At 66.8% G+C, this 18405-nt stretch carries 16 protein-coding genes and 1 pseudogene; 10 read left to right on the forward strand and 7 right to left on the reverse strand.

All coding sequences use genetic code 11. The features are described from left to right. Nucleotides 1-3: 3 nt before the first annotated feature. Both T8K17_RS17020 and T8K17_RS17025 read right to left on the reverse strand, forming a co-directional pair. Nucleotides 4-1782, reverse strand: a complete 1779-nt coding sequence (locus T8K17_RS17020) for a putative bifunctional diguanylate cyclase/phosphodiesterase (RefSeq protein ID WP_322330931.1) — start codon at nucleotides 1780-1782, stop codon at nucleotides 4-6. Nucleotides 1783-1890: 108 nt separating this feature from the next. Next, nucleotides 1891-2796 (reverse strand): DMT family transporter, encoded by a 906-nt coding sequence (locus T8K17_RS17025; protein ID WP_322330932.1) that lies wholly within the window; start codon nucleotides 2794-2796, stop codon nucleotides 1891-1893. A gap of 174 nt (nucleotides 2797-2970) precedes the next feature. On the opposite strand from T8K17_RS17025, the gene T8K17_RS17030 reads away from it, so the two are divergent. Beyond that, the gene (locus T8K17_RS17030; RefSeq protein ID WP_322330933.1) at nucleotides 2971-4263 is read left to right on the forward strand and encodes an aspartate aminotransferase family protein; all 1293 of its coding nucleotides are present in this window, start codon (nucleotides 2971-2973) and stop codon (nucleotides 4261-4263) included. Nucleotides 4264-4348: 85 nt separating this feature from the next. Continuing rightward, the gene (locus T8K17_RS17035) at nucleotides 4349-5452 is read left to right on the forward strand and encodes a metal-dependent hydrolase (protein WP_322330934.1); all 1104 of its coding nucleotides are present in this window, start codon (nucleotides 4349-4351) and stop codon (nucleotides 5450-5452) included. On the opposite strand, the gene T8K17_RS17040 is transcribed toward T8K17_RS17035, so the two are convergent. Next, nucleotides 5400-5717, reverse strand: coding sequence for an NIPSNAP family protein (locus T8K17_RS17040; RefSeq protein ID WP_322330935.1), 318 nt, complete (start codon nucleotides 5715-5717; stop codon nucleotides 5400-5402). The two genes, T8K17_RS17035 and T8K17_RS17040, sit on opposite strands and share 53 nt — an antisense overlap. Nucleotides 5718-5967: 250 nt before the next feature. Between T8K17_RS17040 and T8K17_RS17045 the strand changes: the two genes are divergently transcribed. The 4 genes from T8K17_RS17045 (at nucleotide 5968) to hpxZ (ending at nucleotide 8819) form a co-directional block, all read left to right on the forward strand. Further along, on the forward strand, nucleotides 5968-6645 hold the full coding sequence (locus tag T8K17_RS17045) for a glutathione S-transferase family protein (protein WP_322330936.1): 678 nt from the start codon (nucleotides 5968-5970) through the stop codon (nucleotides 6643-6645). Between the two features lie 72 nt (nucleotides 6646-6717). After that, complete coding sequence (locus tag T8K17_RS17050) at nucleotides 6718-7119, forward strand: GFA family protein (protein WP_322330937.1); 402 nt, start codon at nucleotides 6718-6720, stop codon at nucleotides 7117-7119. Between the two features lie 114 nt (nucleotides 7120-7233). Continuing rightward, entirely contained in the window at nucleotides 7234-8406 is a 1173-nt protein-coding gene (locus T8K17_RS17055; RefSeq protein ID WP_322330938.1) for an amidase, read from the forward strand. Then, nucleotides 8403-8819, forward strand: coding sequence for an oxalurate catabolism protein HpxZ (gene hpxZ / locus T8K17_RS17060; RefSeq protein ID WP_322330939.1), 417 nt, complete (start codon nucleotides 8403-8405; stop codon nucleotides 8817-8819). The genes T8K17_RS17055 and hpxZ overlap by 4 nt, the downstream gene beginning before the upstream one ends. Here the strand turns inward: hpxZ and T8K17_RS17065 are convergent, their stop codons facing one another. Further along, nucleotides 8820-9905, reverse strand: coding sequence for a mandelate racemase/muconate lactonizing enzyme family protein (locus T8K17_RS17065; RefSeq protein WP_322330940.1), 1086 nt, complete (start codon nucleotides 9903-9905; stop codon nucleotides 8820-8822). Nucleotides 9906-10012: 107 nt separating this feature from the next. On the opposite strand from T8K17_RS17065, the gene T8K17_RS17070 reads away from it, so the two are divergent. Continuing rightward, the gene (locus T8K17_RS17070; protein ID WP_322330941.1) at nucleotides 10013-10714 is read left to right on the forward strand and encodes an alpha/beta fold hydrolase; all 702 of its coding nucleotides are present in this window, start codon (nucleotides 10013-10015) and stop codon (nucleotides 10712-10714) included. Between the two features lie 148 nt (nucleotides 10715-10862). Then, nucleotides 10863-12296, forward strand: a complete 1434-nt coding sequence (locus tag T8K17_RS17075) for a M20 family metallopeptidase (protein WP_322330942.1) — start codon at nucleotides 10863-10865, stop codon at nucleotides 12294-12296. Nucleotides 12297-12324: 28 nt separating this feature from the next. Here the strand turns inward: T8K17_RS17075 and T8K17_RS17080 are convergent. Continuing rightward, nucleotides 12325-12546 (reverse strand): annotated as a pseudogene (locus T8K17_RS17080) (LysR substrate-binding domain-containing protein); the annotation flags it as partial. A 234-nt stretch (nucleotides 12547-12780) separates the two neighbouring features. Further along, nucleotides 12781-14793 carry a DNA topoisomerase IV subunit B gene (parE, locus tag T8K17_RS17085; RefSeq protein WP_322330944.1) on the reverse strand — a complete coding sequence of 671 codons (2013 nt, stop codon included), beginning with the start codon at nucleotides 14791-14793 and terminating at the stop codon, nucleotides 12781-12783. Between the two features lie 105 nt (nucleotides 14794-14898). On the opposite strand from parE, the gene T8K17_RS17090 reads away from it, so the two are divergent. Both T8K17_RS17090 and T8K17_RS17095 read left to right on the forward strand, forming a co-directional pair. Then, nucleotides 14899-15291: an acyl-CoA thioesterase gene (locus T8K17_RS17090; RefSeq protein WP_322330945.1), complete on the forward strand. Its 393-nt coding sequence runs from the start codon at nucleotides 14899-14901 to the stop codon at nucleotides 15289-15291. 117 nt (nucleotides 15292-15408) lie between these two features. Then, entirely contained in the window at nucleotides 15409-16692 is a 1284-nt protein-coding gene (locus T8K17_RS17095) for a mechanosensitive ion channel family protein (RefSeq protein WP_322330946.1), read from the forward strand. A 292-nt stretch (nucleotides 16693-16984) separates the two neighbouring features. Here the strand turns inward: T8K17_RS17095 and glnA are convergent, their stop codons facing one another. After that, nucleotides 16985-18397: a type I glutamate--ammonia ligase gene (gene glnA, locus T8K17_RS17100; protein ID WP_322330947.1), complete on the reverse strand. Its 1413-nt coding sequence runs from the start codon at nucleotides 18395-18397 to the stop codon at nucleotides 16985-16987. Nucleotides 18398-18405: the final 8 nt, after the last annotated feature.

The following is an 18405-nucleotide window of genomic DNA, read 5'->3' on the forward strand; positions in this document are numbered from 1 at the left end:
GATTTAGGCGGCGCGGCGCGGCCGCCGCGGGTCGTTGAGGACGGCGATGGCCGGGGCGGGTTTGGCGTAGAGAAAGCCCTGGGCCATCCGCACGCCGAGATCGCGCAGGAACGCCGCCTGGCCTTCGGTTTCCACCCCTTCCACGACGATCGTGCGACCGAGGTCCTGGACCAGCGTGACCAGGGTCTTCAACAGGCGCCGGTCGCTTTCCCGGTCCTCGATCCGGCGCAGGAACTGCCGGTCGATCTTCAGAATGTCCACGGGCAGATCGACCAGGGCGGCTAGCGACGAGTACCCGGTGCCGAAATCGTCCATGGAGATGGCGATGCCCATCTCGCGGAGCTGGTCGATGGCGGAGCGGATGACGTCGTCACCGCGGGCCATGTCGCGCTCGGTGAGTTCCAGCTCCAGGGCAGTCCCTTCGATGCCGGTCTCTGCGAGGAGGCGGGCGATATCGTCGGCGAAGCTCGGCCGGCTCAGGTCCTGCGCGGAGATATTGACCGACAGCGGGGCCGACCGCGACCAGTCGCTGTCCGCCAGCGAGCGGAGCGTCTGCGACAGGATATGGCGATTCAGGGCGGTGATCAGGCCGGCCTGTTCGGCCAGCGGGATGAATTCCCCGGGCGAGATCATCGAGCCGTCCGGCTGCGTCCACCGCGCCAGAGCTTCGGCGCCGATCCAGCTCCCGTCGGTGATGTCGACCTTGGGCTGAAGATAGACGCTGAACTCCCGGTCCTCGATGGCCCGGTTGATGTTGTGCACGAGCCGGGTACGGCGGCTCATCTGGTTGATGATGCTGGGCAGATACTCATGCATCCGGGGGACGCCCGGCTGCGGTGTCGTGGCCTTGACCTCCATGAGGGTGGCCGCGGCCCGGTGCATCGCCTGGCGCGGATCCGAGGCCTGGTCGGGAAGCGCCACGGTGCCGGCGCAGACGTCCACCACCACGGCGACGTCCTGGATCTCGATCGGCTCCGCGACCACGGAAACCAGTTTGGCCTGGAGGCTGTCGGCCTCCGACATCGGCATCACCACGTGGAAGGTGTTGCCGAAGCCCCGGGCGATGAGAACGGCGGTGCCGAACACCCTCTTGAGCCGCTGGGAGAAGGCGACGACCAGATGCTCGAATTCCTCGATGCCGAAACAGGCGGTGAGCTGGCTGGTGTTGTTCAGCGACAGGTGCACGAACAGCATCGGCGGCGGCGTCGGGGCGGCGAAATAGGATTCCAGATAGCTGACGATGCCGTGCCGGTTCGGCAGCTTCGTGGCCTCGTCGTGGAAGGCGAGGAAGCGGATCCTGTCCTCGCGGGCCCGCTCGTGGGTCATGTCCCGGATGGTGGCGACGAAGCGTCGGGGTTCATCGACCGAGCGGGGAATCTCCGACAGGGTGATCGAGACGGGGAACTGCCGGCCGTTGGCATGCATCGCCGCGAGCGTACGGGGCAGGCCGAAGGCGGATTTGGAATGGGGACGCGCTTCCCGGATGTACTGGTCGTGATTCATCGCGACCGATTCCGGCATCAGCTTGTTCACCGAGTGATGGACGAGCTCGAAGCTCGGCCGGCCGAACATCTTGCAGGCCGCATCGTTGACGGTCTCGATGATACCGCGGTCGTCGACCACGACGATGGCGTCGGTGACGGCGTTGAAGACGGTGGAAAGCTGACGGCGCTGGGCCTCTATGGTTTCCAGCGCGCGGGACAGCTTGTCTTCGACGGCAGACAGCCGCGAGGGAAGCCGCGAGCCTCCGTCACCATTGCTACCATCGGGTGTCATGCGCATTCCTACACCATCCTCGAGCACCGAGTCTCCGACTCCGATTGCCCCGCCCGGATGGACAAGAACACGAGTCTCCTTAATGGACTGTGAAGAAGCTCGGTTTAATCCCGGTTAACGACCGAGAACGAGCAGAATGATTCCGGCGACGACGAGGACGATACCAAGGATCTCGGCACGGGTCGTGGTCTCGCGGAAAATAAACACGGACGCGATGAAGGTGAAGACCAGTTCGATCTGGCCCAGCGCCCGGACATAGGCGGCGTTCTGCAGCGTGAAGGCGGTAAACCAGCCGATGGAGCCGAGAACGCCGCACACGCCGACCGCCAGGGACCATTTCCAATGGACGAAAACATCGATCAGGGTCCGGCGCTCGTAGATCGCCAGATAGACGCCCATGATGACCGTCTGCATCACCACGGAAACCGCGAGCGTGAAGGCGGCGGCCATGACGAAGCCGTCGTAGTCGAGGGTGAGAGCTGCCTTGCGGAAGAACACCACCGACGAGCCGAGAAGGGCGCCGCACAGCAGGCCGATCAGGGTCGGCTTTTCTATCAATCCGGTGAAAAGCCGACCGACGGACATCTTGGTCTGGCCGACGGACAACGCCATCACGCCGACCGCCGATACAACGATAGCGATTAGCGGGACCAGGCCCAGTTCGTCGCCGATGACCAGCCAGCCGAGCAGGGCGACCTGCACCGTCTCGGTCTTGGAGTACGTGGTCCCGACGGCGAAGTTGCGGAACTGGAAAAGCCAGAGCAGCACGGCGGTGAACAGGATCTGAGAGATCCCGCCCAACAGACAGTAGATCAGAAATTCGGTATGGACCGTCGGCCACGCGTATCCGCCGATGTCGTGGACCGCATAGGCGTAGATCAGCGCGAAGGGCATCGCATATAGGAAGCGGACATAGGAGGCGCCCAGCGTCGTCAGGCGACCCTTCAGGTGCTTCTGCAGGACCGAGCGCGCGTTCTGCATGAACGCGGCGAAGATCGTGATCGGTATCCAGAGTTCCATCGGCGTTCCGCTCCCCCCCGCGGACCCGATGCCGCGGTCCGCCAGCATGGACGCGGAGCCATGCGCGCGTCCATCGCCTGACGGGGCGGGCAAAGGCGGTTTGCGGGTATGCAGCGAACCCGTGTTGGGAGAATGATAGATCAAACCCAACAGTTCAGACCGATGGAGGCTCCCATGAGCGGCGTCACGAAGAGTCAGGAAGAAAAGGACCTCATGGAACGGGCGCGGGCGGTGCTGCCGGCAGGCGGTTTCGGGAACTTCTCTGCGGACATCGTGATCGCGCGCGGACAGGGCTCCCGGGTCTGGGATGTGAGCGGCAACGAGTACGTGGACTACCTGCTCGGATCCGGCCCGATGGTGATCGGCCATGCCCATCCGGAGGTGGTCGAGGCGGTGACCGCGCAGCTGCCGCTGGGCAGCACCTTCTTCGCCGACAGCGAGCCGGGCATCGTGCTGGCCGAGGAGATCTGCCAGGCGGTTCCCTGCGCCGACAAGGTCCGTTTCGTGAGCTCCGGCTCGGAAGCCGATATGTACGCCATGCGCCTCGCCCGCGCCCATTCCAAGCGCGAGAAGATCCTGAAGTTCGAGGGCGGCTATCACGGCATGAGCGATTTCGGGCTGATGAGCCTGGCGCCGAAGAAGCTCGCCAACTTCCCCCAGGCGGTCCCCGACAGCGCCGGCATCCCCAAGGGCGTGCGCGACGACGTGATCGTCGCCCCCTATAACGACACCGACTTGGCGGTCCAGATGATCGCCGAGTACGCCTCCGAGCTGGGCGGGGTGATCGTCGAGCCATTCCAGCGCCTGCTGCCGCCGAAGCCGGGCTTCCTGGAGGCCCTGCGCGAGGCGACAACGAAGCACAACGTGCCGCTGATCTTCGACGAGGTGGTGACCGGCTTCCGCTTCGCCTATGGCGGGGCGCAGGAGTACTACGGCATCACGCCGGACCTCTGCACGCTGGGCAAGGTGATCGGCGGCGGCTATCCGCTGGCGGCCATCGCCGGCAGCGACGAGATCATGGCCCATTTCGACAAGAGCCAGGTCGGCGAGGAGGGCTTCACCTTCCAGGTCGGCACGTTGAGCGGCAATCCGGTCGCCTCGGTCGCCGGCCTGAAGACCATGGAGATCCTGAAGCGCGACGACGCCTACACCAAGATGTTCGCCACCGGCCGCACCATCATGGCCGCCCTGGAGGAACACCTGGACCGGGCCGGGGTCGCCGCCAAGGTGGTCGGCGTGCCGCCGCTGTTCGACGTGGTCTTCACCGACCGAGACGTGCACGACTATCGCGGCATGTTCGCCGGCGACGCCGCCATGGCGAAGCGGTTCAACGCGACCATGCGCGAGTGCGGCATCCTGAAGCCGGAGAGCAAGTATTATATCGGCCTGTGCCACACCGAGGCCGATGTGGCGCTGACCATCGACGCCATCGCCACCGCGGCCGAGGGGCTGCGCAAGGCGGCGTGACCCTGCGGCGGTCAGGTTGCGCTGGCCATCCGACCGCCGCGGCCCATATCGTCCCGGTTGCATGTGAACCGACCGGGGCAAAGCCGTGGATTCCGTTACCCAGATCGTCCTTGGTGCCGGCGTTGCCGCTGCCGTGATCGGCCCCCATGCCGGCGCGCGAAAGGCCGCGATCGTCGGCGCTGTCCTGGGCACGGTCCCGGATCTCGACGTCTTCATTCCCCTGGGCGATCCGGTGACGGATTTCGTCCAGCACCGCGGGCCCTCCCATTCGCTGATCGTCCAGGCCCTGGTCACCCCGATCTTCGCCGAGCCGCTGGTGCGGGTGATCGGCGGCCTGCGCGAGCACCGGGCGGCCACATACCTCGCGGTCTATCTCTGCCTGGCCACCCATGCGCTGCTCGATGCGCTGACGATCTACGGCACGCGGATCTTCTGGCCGGTGATGCCCGAGCCATTGGGGCTGGGCTCCATGTTCATCATCGACCCGCTCTACACCATCCCGCTGGTCGTCGCCTTCGTCTGGGCACTGTGCGTGCGGTCCTGGACGCCGCGGATCGCGCGGGTGGTCAGCGTCGCGCTGATCGTCTCCACCGCCTATCTCGGTTGGAGCGCCATCGCCCAGCAGGTAGCGCAGAAGCGCGGCGACCTGGTGCTGGCCGATCTCGGCGTCGAGCCCGAGCGCACCTGGGCCACGCCCATGCCCTTCAACACCCTGTTCTGGCGGGTGATCGCCATCGACGGCGACCGGTACTTCAACCTCTACATCCCGCTGCTCGGCACCCAGGAGACGGTCACCGCCTATGCCCATCCGCGCGGCGAGGCCCTGCTGGCCTGCATCGAGGACCTGCCCAGGGCGGCGGATGTGGCCGCCTTTTCCAAGGGATTCTTCAAGGTCTGGGAGGCCGACGACCGGGTCCTGGTGTCGGATCTGCGCATGGGCGTCACCCCGAACTATGTCTTCCAGTTCGCGGTTGCCGAGCGCGACGGCGACCGGTGGTCCGAGATCCCACCGGTCCGGCTGACGGCGCAGCGGGGAGCGGCCGACCGGGACATCGACTGGCTGTGGACCAGCGTCCTCGGCGAGCGGGCGGTACGCCCGACCGAGGAAACCGCTCTCTATACCGGGGAGGCCGGTATCAGGGTCGCGGGCCCCATGGCGCCCCGACCATCAGCTTGTTCTCCTGGCTGATCAGGTTGGGCCGCAGCTTGGCGGCGAAGGCCATGAACTTCTCGTTGGCGTAGACCGCCGCCCAATGGGCCCGGCGGTCGGCGTCGTCGGTGTACTTCCAGATGTGGATGAGCTCGTTCATCCCGCCGACATCGCCCACGAAATAGCCGACCAGCTTGTCCTTGTGCGGGTCGAGCGCCGGCCAGCCCTCGGTCTCGTACAGCTTCAGGACCTCCTGCAGCTTGCCGACGACGATCTTGTAGGTGCGCAGTTCGTACAGATCCATGATCCGGTTCCTCCCATCTTGTTGTGGGCCGATCGTGGCCGAGGCGCACGGGCCGCGGCAAGAGCGCGTCGGACGGTCCATCACGATGCCGTGTTTCAAGGCCTTCATTCGTTCCGGACCGTGGCAGATGAGTGGCCGATGGCGCGCGTTGCGGTAGTGTTCGGCGCACCGGCACACTCGCGCCGGTCCAGTCAGTTATCGGCACGCGCGACCGCCGGGGGCGGTGCCGCGTGCCCAGCGGAGGCAACGCATGCTCAAGTTCTATTACAGCCTGGCCCCGAACCCGATGAAGGTGGCGCTGTTCCTGGAGGAGTCCGGCCTCGAGTACGAGGCGATTCCCGTGGACACCCGCAAAGGCCAGCAGCACCTCCCGGAGTTCAAGTCGGTCAACCCGAACGCCAAGGTGCCGGTCATCGTCGATGGCGATGTCCGGGTCTTCGACAGCAACGGCATCCTGCTCTATCTGGCGGAGAAGACCGGCAAGTTCCTGCCGCCGGCCGGTGACAAGAACCGGGGCGAGCTGATTTCCTGGCTGATGTTCGTCGCCACCGGCCTCGGCCCCTATTCGGGGCAGAAGGTGCATTTCGCCAACCACGCGCCGGAGAAGATCGAGTACGTGATCAAGCGCTACGACTTCGAGGCGAACCGGCATTACGGCATCCTCAACGACCATCTCGAGGGCAAGACCTGGATGGTCGGCGACACCTACACCATCGTCGACATGGCCCTGTGGGGCTGGGGCCGCATGGCCAAGTTCGTGCTCGGCGAGGAAGCGGCGGCCAAGTATCCGAACGTGACCGGCCTGGTCGCCCGGATCAGCGCCACCGACGCCGCCAAGCGAGCCGAGTCGATCAAGGAACGCCACGCCTTCAAGACCGAGATGGATGACGAGAGCTTCCGCTCGATGTTCCCGGGAACCCATAGCTGACCCTACCGATAGCCAACCAAGACAGGCGGGAAGGGGCATCGGTCTCCTTCCCGCAACCGACAGGAGGATGAGATGGCAAACGCACGCTGCGCCTGCGGAGAAATCGTCCTGACCATCACCGGAGATCCGAATGCGACGGTGATGTGCCATTGCAAGGATTGCCAGCGCCGCACCGGGGCCCCGTTCGGGGTCGGCAACTACTACACCCTCGATCAGGTGGAGATCTCCGGGACGCCGAAGGCCTATGAACGCGGGACCGACAGCGGCAAGCGCCTGCGGAACTACTTCTGTCCGTCCTGCGGCACGACGGTCTATTGGCTGGCGGGCCCGGAGCTGGACCGGCTCGGTGTGGCCACCGGCTGCTTCGACCAGCCGGACGGGGCACTGCCGAACCGGTCGGTCTACGAATACGGCAAGCATGCCTGGGTCGACACCAGCGCGATCCCTCTGCGCTTCCCCCGCGCCAAGCACTAGGTTCTGGTGGAAGAATTATTCGTTTTTTCAATAGTTTGGAGAGATTTTTTACAGTGTCTTATGAATATCTGATCCGCTAGGTTTGAGGCCGGTTCACGACGGGAGGTCAGGGGTATGGCAGACGGGATCGGCGCCTTTGTGCCCGGCACGGATATTCGCGTTGAGGGGGCGGCCGAGGGTCCGCTCAAGGGCCTGACCTTCGCCGCGAAGGATCTGTTCGACGTCGCCGGCCATCCGACTGGCGGCGGCAACCACGACTGGCCGACCGGCCGCGCCGTCCCGACCCGCAACGCCTGGGCGGTGCAGCGGCTGCTCGATGGCGGCGCCACCCTGGTCGGCAAGACCATCACCGATGAGGTCTCCCTCGGCATCCTGGGTGAGAGCGCGTTCGACGGTACGCCGGTCAACGTCAATGCGCCGGGCCGGGTGCCGGGCGGCTCGTCCTCCGGCTCCGCCGCCGCCGTGGCCGCCGGGCTCTGCGATACCGCGCTGGGCACCGATACCGGCGGTTCGGTGCGCGTCCCGTCCAGCTTCTGCGGTCTCTACGGCATCCGGCCGACCCATGGCCGCCTGCCGGTCGACGGCATGATGCCCCAGGCGCCGACCTCCGACACCACCGGCTGGTTCGCCCGCGACGCCGAGACCTTCGCCAAGGTTTCCGGCCACCTGCTGGGCGAGGCGATCCCGTCCGGGCTGCCGAACCGGCTGCTGGTCACCACCGACACCTTCGCCTTCGCCGAGGATGCGGTCGCCGAGGCCCTGGCGCCCCTGGTCGACCGACTGGCGCGGCTGATCGGCGCCCGCGAGGACGTGCTGCTCGCGCCTCAGGGCCTGTCGGTATGGGCCCGGGCCCAGCGCACGATCCAGCCGCGGGAGGCCTACGAGACCTTCAAACCCTGGCTCGACACCAACCCGCGGATGGCCTTTGGCGTCGCCCGCGGGCTGATGCAGGGCGCGGCGGTCACCGAGACCGAGCTCGGCTGGGCCAACCAGATGCGCCGGGAGGCTAGGGGGCGGCTGAAGTCCCTGCTGCCCGCCGGCACGATCCTGTGTCTGCCGACCACCCCGTTCCCGGCCCCGCCCACCGGCCTGACGATCTCGCAGCAGACCCCGCTGCGCGAGCAGATCACCTGTCTCTGCGCGTTCGGTGGGTTGGCGGGGCGGCCGCAGGTGTCTATTCCAGGGGCCAAGGTGGACGGTCTGCCGATCGGCCTGTCGATCGTCGGCGGCGCCGGCACCGACGCCACCCTGATCGCCGTTGCCCGAGCCTTGGAGACCGCAGAATGACCGACGTCCCTCAGCCCGACCGCCGCGTGAACCTCCCCGAGGTCGTGGCCGAGATCACCGACATCTTCGAGCGCTACGAGGCAGCGCTGGCGACCAAGGATGTGGACGTGCTGGACAACACGTTCTGGAACTCGCCCCACACGATCCGCTACGCCATGCATGAGAACGGCTACGGGTTCGACGAGATCCATGCCCACCGTGTGCGCCGTCCGGCCGGGATCAACATCAAGCAGGAGCGTCTGAAGCTGGTGATCACCACCATCGGCACCGACTTCGCGACCACCAACCTGGAATTCCGCATGCCGAACGGGCGCACCGGGCGGCAGAGCCAGACCTTCGTGAAGTTCCCGGATGCCGGCTGGAAGGTGGTGGCCGCCCATGTCTCCACCCAGGAGGAAAAGTCGCTCTGGTGATCAGGTAACCCTGTATTCCTCCAGCGCGTCGAAATTCAGGGTCACGCCGTGTCCCGGCCGTTCCGGGGCGACGGCGCGGCCCTTTTCTATGAGCAGCGGGTTCTCCATGAACCGCTCCAGCCCGAAGCCGTGGCGCTCCAGGTAGGAGGCGTTCGGCACCGCGGCCATCAGATGCACATGCAGGTCGTGCACCCCGTGGGAGGTCACCGGCAGGTGGGCGGCCTCGGCCATGCGGGCGGCCTTCATCCAGGCGGTGATGCCGCCGAGGCAGGCCAGATCCGGCTCCACGTAATGCACCCCGCCGGCGGCGATGAGCTGCTCGAATTCCACCAGATTGTGGAAGTTCTCCCCGGCGGCGACCGGCGTGCCGATCCGCGCGACCTCGGCATAGCCGGCCACGTCCTCCGGCTCCAGCGGCTCCTCCAGCCACACCAGGTCGTAGGGCGCCAGCGCCCGGGCGGCGGCGATGGCGCGCGGCCGGTCCCAGCCCATATTGGCGTCGGCCATCAGCGCGAAACCGTCGCCCAGATAGTCCCGCATGGCGGCGACCCGCTCCACATCCTCGCTGATCTTCTTTCGTCCCACCTTCATCTTCATCGCCTCGAACCCGGCGTCGAGATTGCCGGCGGTCTGTTCCAGCAGGGCGTCGAGGGTGAAGAGCAGGTCGATGCCGCCGGCATAGACCGGCACGGTCGGATCCGCCCCGCCGAGCAGGCGCCAGAGCGGCAGGCCGGTCCGCTTGCCCATGATGTCCCACAGGGCCACATCCACCGCCGCCATGGCGAAGGCGGTCGATCCGCCGCGGCCGACCCAGTGCAGCCGCCACCACATCTCCTTCCACAGCGCCTCGATCCGCGTCTCGTCGGCGCCGATCAGGAGGTCGGGCAGGTCACGGGTGAGCAGCGAATGCACCGAGCCGCCGCCGTAGCCGACGGTATAGGTGTAGCCGAGGCCCTCCGCTCCGTCGGTCGTCCCGATCCGGGTGGCGATCAGCTCGAAATGGGTGATTTCCTTATGGGTGGAGTCCGACAGCACCACCGGCAGCGGAATGCGGTAGTGGTCGGATCGGATGCGGTCGATGGCCATTGTCGGTTTCCCCCCGGTCGCATTGCTTGTAAGCGTCTGGACACGCCCTTAGATCCCGATCATCCGTCCACGACACCTCAACCGGCAACCCCAGCACTGGAGTGCGCGTGCCCGCTGAAACCCTTGTCCTGATCCCCGGCCTGCTGAACGACGCGGAGCTCTGGGCCAAGCAAATCCCGATGCTGGACGATCTGGTCGACCGGATCGTGATCCCGGACACCACGGCCCATGAGGACATCCGCGACATCGCCGCCCAGGTGCTGGCCGAGACCGACGGGAAACTGGCGGTGGCCGGCCTCTCCATGGGCGGCTACGTGGCGCTGGAGATTCTGCGCCAGGCGCCGGGGCGGGTCGAGCGGCTGGCCCTGCTCGACACCTCGGCACGGCAGGATTCCGATGACCAGCGCCGCCGGCGCACCGGCCTGATCGAGCTGGCCGACAAGGGGAAGTTCAAGGGCGTCACACCTCGGCTGCTGCCGATGCTGGTGCACAAGAGCCGACTGGAGGACGAGACGGTGACGCGGCCGATCTTCGATATGGCCGCGCGCATCGGCAAGGACGGCTTCATCCGCCAGCAGAAGGCGATCCTGAGCCGCGACGACAGCCGCGACCTGCTGTCCGGCGTGTCCGTGCCGACTCTGATCGTGTGCGGCCGCGACGACCAGCTCACCCCGGTCGACCTCAGCGAGGAGATGGCGGCGGCGGTCCCCCATGCCGATCTGCGTATCGTGGAGGCGTGCGGCCACCTGCCGGCCTTGGAGAAGCCGCAGGAATGCGGCGATGCCCTGCGCGGCTGGCTGCAGGCCTGACCGCCGCGGATCGGTGCCGGGACCGGGACGGTGCCTGTCGATTTCTCGGTCTTCCGGCCGCCGTTTCGGATCGGTATATCGGGGAGAACCGATCTTTCGGCCGGCCCACCGCTTGCGCGCCGGTCGCTCTAACCTGATGGATTCCCTGATGAAGAACGTCGAGCCGATCCTCGCCCATATCGAGACCCATACGCCGGACCTGATCGAACTGTCCGACACCGTCTGGGGCATGCCCGAGACCCTCTATGCCGAGTACGAGTCCTGCGCCCAGCACACCGCGCTGCTGAAGGCCAAGGGCTTCAAGGTGACCGAAGAGGTGGCTGGCATTCCGACCGCGGTGATGGGCGAAGCGGGCGAGGGCGGTCCGATCATCGCCATCCTCGGCGAATACGACGCTCTGCCGGGCCTGAGCCAGGTCGCCAACATCGCCGAGCCGAAGCCGGTGGTCCCAGGCGGTGCGGGCCATGGCTGCGGTCATAACCTGCTCGGCTCCTCCGCCCTGCTGGCCGCCTGTGCGCTGAAGGACTGGCTGGCCGAGACCGGCACTCCGGGCCGCGTGCGCTACTACGGCTGCCCGGCCGAGGAAGGCGGCGCCGCCAAGGCCTTCATGGTGCGCGACGGCGCGTTCGACGGCGTCGATGCCGCCATCACCTGGCACCCGGGCGCGATGACCAAGGTCGACGACGCCCAGAGCCTGGCCAATTCTCGGATCGACTACACCTTCACCGGCCGGTCCAGCCATGCGGCCGCCGCCCCGGAGCTGGGCCGCAGCGCCCTCGACGCCGCGGAGCTGATGAATATCGGCGTCCAGTACATGCGCGAGCACATGCCGAGCTCGGCCCGTATCCATTACGCCTATCTCGATGTGGGCGGCACCGCGCCGAACGTCGTCCAGGGTACCGCGAAGATCCGCTACACTATCCGCGCCGTCGATCTGCCGGGCATGATGGCCCTGATCAAGCGGGTCAATAAGATCGCCGAGGGTGCGGCACTGATGACCGAGACCAAGGTCTCCTCCCAGGTGATCTCCGCGGTCTCCAACCTGCTCGGCAACACGCCGCTCGAAGAGGCGATGCAGACCGCGCTCGACACCCTGGGCGGCGTGCCGTTCGACGATGCCGACCGGGCCTATGCCGCGCAGATCCAGGCGACCCTTTCGGCGGAGGACATCGCCGCCAGCTACGGCCGCGCCGGTCTGGAGCCGCGCGAGAACGAGCCGCTGTGCGACTACGTCGTTCCGCTGAACCTCAAGGGCAACGGCATGATGGGCTCCACCGACGTGGCCGACGTGTCCTGGGCGGTTCCGACCGTGCAGGCTCGGGTCGCGACCCATGCCATCGGCACGCCGGGCCACTCCTGGCAGGTCGTCGCCCAGGGCAAGGCGCCGGCCGCCCATAAGGGCATGACCTTCGCCGGTCAGGCCATGGGCGCCGTCGCCCGGATGCTGTTCAGCGACGAGGTTCTGCTGGCCCGCGCCAAGAAGGACCATCAGGACCGTCTGGCCAAGCAGCCCTATGTCTGCCCGATCCCGACCGATGTGCAGCCGCCGCTGCAGCCGCGCCCGTCCGCGGCCGCCGAGTAAGGCGTCACGGAGCCGGAGGAACGGCAGGTTAGTCCGCCAGTTCCTCCGCCAGCCAATCGAGAAACGCCCGGGTTTCCGGGCGTTTCGCGTTTCCGGAGCCGGTATAGACGGCGATCTCCGCCGGCCGCACGACGCTCTCCCGGCAGGGCCGCAGCAGCTTGCCCTCGGCCAGCATCCCCTCCACCGTCCGCCGCCAGCCGAGCGCCATCCCCTGGCCGGATCTCAGCGCCGAAGACTGGGCGCTGATCGGCGGTGCGGCGGTTCTGGCGAGCCTGCGGCAGCGACGCGCCGAGACTGCGCGGCTGGATCCTGATGTGCATCAGGATGACGGGATTGGGGCCTAGAAGGCGGTGCCTGAGGCGCGCCGAAGTCAGGTCTAGATAGTCAGATCAAACACTATGACCCACCGACCGTCATCCTGATGCGCATCAGGATCCAGCGGCTCCCGCTGAACGTTCGCGACCCGCCGACCGCCCGATGGTCCTCAGACATCCACCTCAAGCACGAACTTCGCGTTCGCCTGGATGAAGTCGAAGCGCTTTTCCGCCTTCTTGCCCATCAGGGTCTCGACCATGTCGCGGGTGCGCACGGTCTCGCTTTCCAGCTCCGGCTCGACCATCAGCTCCGGGCCGCCGCTCGGCGGAATCTTCACCCGCAGGAGCTGGCGGGTGGTCGGGTCCATGGTGGTCTCCTTGAGCTGCTTCGGCGGCATCTCGCCCAGACCCTTGAAGCGGCTGATCTCGACCTTTCCGCGCGTGCTGAACTCGGTCTTCATGAGTTCCTCGCGATGGGCGTCGTCGCGGGCATAGATCGTCTTGCCGCCCTGCACCAGCCGGTAGAGCGGCGGCATGGCGAGGTACAGGTGGCCGTCGGCGATCAGCCGCGGCATCTCGCGGTAGAAGAAGGTCATCAGCAGCGAGGCGATATGGGCACCGTCCACGTCGGCGTCGGTCATGATGATGACCTTCTCGTAGCGCAGCGCATCCTGCTTGTAGGACGAGCCCGAGCCGCAGCCGAGTGCCAGCAGCAGGTCGCTGAGCTCCTGGTTGGCGCGCAGCTTCTCCACCGAAGCGCTGGCCACGTTCAGGATCTTGCCGCGCAGGGGCAGGACCGCCTGGGTCGCCCGGTTGCGGGCCTGCTTGGCGGAGCCGCCGGCGCTGTCGCCCTCGACCAGGAAGATCTCGGTCCCCTCGTTGTCGGAGCGCGAGCAGTCGGCCAGCTTGCCGGGCAGCCGCAGCTTGCGGGTGGCGGTCTTGCGGCTGACCTCCTTCTGCTGGCGCCGGCGCAGCCGGTCCTCGGCGCGCTCGATCAGGTGCTCCAGCAGGCGGTTGGCGGTGTCCGGATCGCCGGAGAGCCAGTGGTCGAAATGGTCCTTCACCGCCTGGTCCACCAGCTTGGTGGCGTGCGGGCTGGCCAGCTTGTCCTTGGTCTGGCCCTGGAAGGCCGGCTCGCGGATGAACACGCTGAGCATGACGCAGGCGCCGGCCATGACGTCCTCGGCGGTGATCTGCGCCGCCTTCTTGTTGCTGACCAGCTCGCCATAGGCCTTGATGCCGCGCGCCAGGGCCGCGCGCAGCCCGGCCTCGTGGGTGCCGCCCATCGGGGTGGGGATGGTGTTGCAATAGGCGTGAAGGAAGCCGTCGTCCTGATCGTCCGGCCAGGTCACCGCCCATTCGACGCGGCCCTGTTCGCCCGGAACCTCCACATCGCCGGTGAAGGGCTGGGTTGCCACGGTGCGGCGGCCCTCCATGGCGCTACCGAGGAAGTCGGCGAGGCCGCCCGGATAGTGCAGGCTGGCTTCGGACGGCGTGGTATCGCCGTCGCGCAGCATCTCCGGATCGCATTTCCAGCGGATCTCCACGCCCTTGAACAGATAGGCCTTGGAGCGGGCCATCTTGAACAGGGTGGCGGGGCGGAACTTCAGCGTCGTCCCGAAGATCTCCGCGTCCGGGTGGAACCGCACGGTGGTGCCGCGGCGGTTCGGCGCCGCGCCCACGGTCTGCAGCGCGCCCTGGGGCACGCCGCGGGAGAAATGCTGGGCATAGAGCCGCTTGTCGCGGGCGACCTCGACCTCCAGCCGGTCGGACAGGGCGTTGACCACAGAGATGCCGACGCCGTGCAGGCCGCCGGCCGTCGCGTAGACCTTGTCGGAGAACTTGCCGCCGGCATGCAGGGTGGTGAGGATCACCTCCAGCGCCGACTTTTCCGGGAAGCGGGGATGCGGGTCGACCGGAATGCCGCGCCCGTTGTCGCGCACGGTCACGGTCTGGTCGGCCGTCAGCTCGATCTCGATCCGCGAGGCGAAGCCGGCCACGGCCTCGTCCATGGAGTTGTCCAGCACCTCGGCAACCAGATGGTGCAGCGCGCGCTCGTCGGTGCCGCCGATATACATGCCGGGCCGCCGGCGCACCGGCTCCAGACCCTCCAGGACCTCGATGTCCTTGGCGGAGTAGCCCGATGTGTCGGCCGCGGCGTTGCTTGCGAACAGGTCTGACATGGGATCCGACAGTGCGAGTGAGACGAGAACGCGGTAGTCTATCGTGTAGCCGCCCATAGGGCGAGCGCAAGATATAGTGCGGTTTAGACCGAAAAGGGAAGCCTGATGGAAACCGAGTCGGGCCGCCAGCCGCGCGGCGAGATGCAGATCCGTACCATTGCCATGCCGGCCGACACAAACCCGAACGGCGACATCTTCGGCGGCTGGGTGCTGAGCCAGATGGATATCGCCGGCGGGCTCGCCGCCGCCCATCGGGCGCACGGCCGGGTGGCGACCGTGGGGATCGAGGCGATGACCTTCATCCGCCCGGTCAGCGTCGGCGATGTGATCTGCTGCTACGGCCATATCGAGCGGGTCGGCACCACCTCGATCTCGGTGGCGATCGAGGTCTGGAAGATCCGCGGCTTCCAGGAGCGCGAGGAGCGGCTGCTGGTGACGGAAGGACGCTTCACCTACGTGGCGATCGACGAGGCGGGGAAGAAGCGGGCGATCGGCTGATCCGGTCTGGTCGTCCGCTGCGGAACCTTGCCCGCGTCGGCGCGTTGACTGACCACCGGGCGCCGGGACCAGGGGGCGGCTGGAGCACCGAAACCGGACCGGGCCGCCCGCAGATCCATGACCTTTTCCGATCTCGAATCCAGTCTTCTCACCCTGTGGGACGATACCGCCCAGCTTTGGCAGGGCGAGATCCTCGGCGTCAATATCGGGCTCCTGGCCGGCGGGATGGCGGTTCTGATCGTCTGCCTGATCCTTCCCAGCATCCTCGCCCGCGTGATCTCCCGCACGGTGGTGACCGTCGCCGATGACGGCCGGGCGTTGCATTACCGGCGCCTGCTGAACGCGGTGAAGGCGCCGTTGCGGCTGCTGCCGCCGATCATCGGCGCGCTGATCGCCCATCAGTATCTGGAGCCGGACACCACCCTGCGCTGGGCGATGGGCAATCTGGCGCGCTCGCTGCTGGTGGTGATGCTGTTCTGGGCGCTGTACCGGGCGGTCGATCCCTTCGTGCAGCTCAGCACCGGCCTGCGCCAGCGGCTGAGCGGACCCCTGGTAGACTGGCTGGCGAAATCCGCGAAGGTCGTCCTGGTGTTTCTCGGCGCCACCGCGGTGCTCGAGGTTTGGGGCGTCAACGTGGTCGGCCTGCTCGCCGGCCTCGGGCTGGTCGGCGTCGCCGTGGCGCTGGGCGCCCAGGACCTGTTCAAGAACCTGATCTCCGGCATTCTGATCCTGGCCGAGCGCCGCTTCGAGAACGGCGACTGGATCGAGGTCGACGGGGTGATCGAGGGGACGGTGATGCAGATCGGCTTCCGCTCCACCTCCATCCGCCGGTTCGACCTGTCGCCGGTCTATGTGCCGAACACCAAGCTGTCGGACAACGCGCTGACCAACTTCTCCCGCATGCCGCAGCGCCGGATCTACTGGAGCATCGCGGTGGAATACCGCACCTCCATCGACCAACTCCGCGAGATCCGCGACGGGATCGAGGCCTATCTGACCGGCAACGACGAGTTCGTGCAGCCGGACCGGGGAACCCTGTTCGTGCGGGTGAACGACTTCTCCGACAGCGCCATCGAGATCCTGATCTACTGCTTCACCAACACCACCGACTGGGGCGAGTGGCTGGAGATCCGCGAGCGCTTCGCCTATCGCATCAAGGAAGTGGTCGAGGGTGCGGGGGCGGGCTTCGCCTTCCCGAGCCGGTCGCTCTATATCGAGAAGGACGACAGTGTCGACGGGCGCCCGGGCGATGAAGACTCCCCCGATGGGGAGAAGGGCGACCGCAGCCGGCCGGAACGCTATACCCCACCGTCCGGATCCGGCGGCCGCCGGCAGAGAGAGCGGCCTGGAACCACCAGCACCGAGCAGAACGAAGCCGGCGGGGAAGAGGAAGGCGAGTAGGGGACAGGCGGGGGCGTTGAGGTGGGCGATCCCAGCCGGCACCACCGACAATGCTTCCTCTCCAACACCTCACCGACTTCCCGGACGCGCCTTGCGCGATCCGGGACCGCGTTCTCGCGTCCGGTCAGGGTCCCGGATCGGGCCGTCCAGGAAGTCGGATTTGGGGTAGGGAGGAGAAGCGGAGGACGGGCTGGAGCGGTGCGACCCACTTACCCCCGCCGAAACGCAAACGGGCCGCCCCGAGGGACGGCCCGTCGCGAAGAGGGACCCGGCCCGAAGGCCGGATGCCTGATCAGTTCGAGTAGTACATGTCGAACTCGACCGGATGCGGGGTGTGCTCGAAGCGGTACACCTCTTCCATCTTCAGCTCGATGAAGCCGTCGATCTGGTCGTCGGTGAACACGCCGCCCTGGGTCAGGAACGCGCGGTCCTTGTCCAGGTTTTCCAGAGCCTCACGCAGCGAGCCGCAGACGGTCGGGATGTCCGACAGCTCTTCCGGCGGCAGGTCGTAGAGGTTCTTGTCCATCGGGTCGCCCGGATGGATCTTGTTCTGGATGCCGTCCAGACCGGCCATCAGCATCGCGGCGAAGCCGAGATACGGGTTGCCGGCCGGATCCGGGAACCGGACCTCGACGCGCTTGCCCTTCGGGCTGTTCACGTGCGGGATACGGCAGGAGGCCGAGCGGTTACGCGACGAGTAGGCCAGCAGCACCGGAGCCTCGAAGCCCGGGATCAGGCGCTTGTAGCTGTTGGTCGTCGAGTTCGTGAAGGCGTTGATCGCACGGGCATGCTTGATGATGCCGCCGATGTAATACAGCGCCATGTCGGACAGGTCGGCATAACCCGAACCCGCGAACATCGGCTTGCCGTCCTTCCAGATCGACTGGTGCACGTGCATGCCCGAGCCGTTGTCGCCGGTGATCGGCTTCGGCATGAACGTCGCGGTCTTGCCGTAGGCGGCAGCGACCTGCTTCACCACGTACTTGTAGATCTGCATGTGGTCGGCGGTCTGCACCAGGGTGCCGAACTCCATGCCCAGCTCGTGCTGGGACGGCGCCACCTCGTGGTGGTGCTTCTCGACCTTCACGCCCATCTCGTCCATCACCGAGAGCATCTCGGAGCGGATGTCCTGGCCGCTGTCGACCGGCGGGACCGGGAAGTAGCCGCCCTTGACGCCCGGACGGTGCGCCAGGTTGCCTTCCTCGTACTCGCGCGAGGAGTTGTACGGGCCTTCCTCGTTGTCGACCGAGTACATGCCCTTGTTCATGCTGACTTCGATCTTCACGTCGTCGAAGATGAAGAACTCGGCTTCCGGACCGAAGAACGCGGTGTCGCCGATGCCCAGGCTGTCCATGTACTTGACGGCGGCCTTGGCGGTCGAGCGCGGGTCGCGCTCATACGGCTGACCGGTCGACGGCTCGACGATGTCGCAGGTGATGGCCAGAGTCGGCTGCGCAAAGAACGGATCCATGACCGCGGTGGCCAGGTCCGGCTTCAGGCCCATGTCGGACTCGTTGATCGCCTTCCAGCCGGCGATGGACGAGCCGTCGAACATGAAGCCCTCGACCAGGCTCTCCTCATCGATCGTGCGCACGTGCTGGGTGACGTGCTGGACCGCGCCGCGCGGGTCCGTGAAGCGGAGATCGACGTACTTAACGTCGTGCTCCTCGATCATCTTCATAACGTTCTTCACGTCGTCAGACATGGTTTCCT

This window comes from Thalassobaculum sp. OXR-137 (assembly GCF_034377285.1).
Classification (GTDB): Bacteria; Pseudomonadota; Alphaproteobacteria; order Thalassobaculales; family Thalassobaculaceae; genus Thalassobaculum.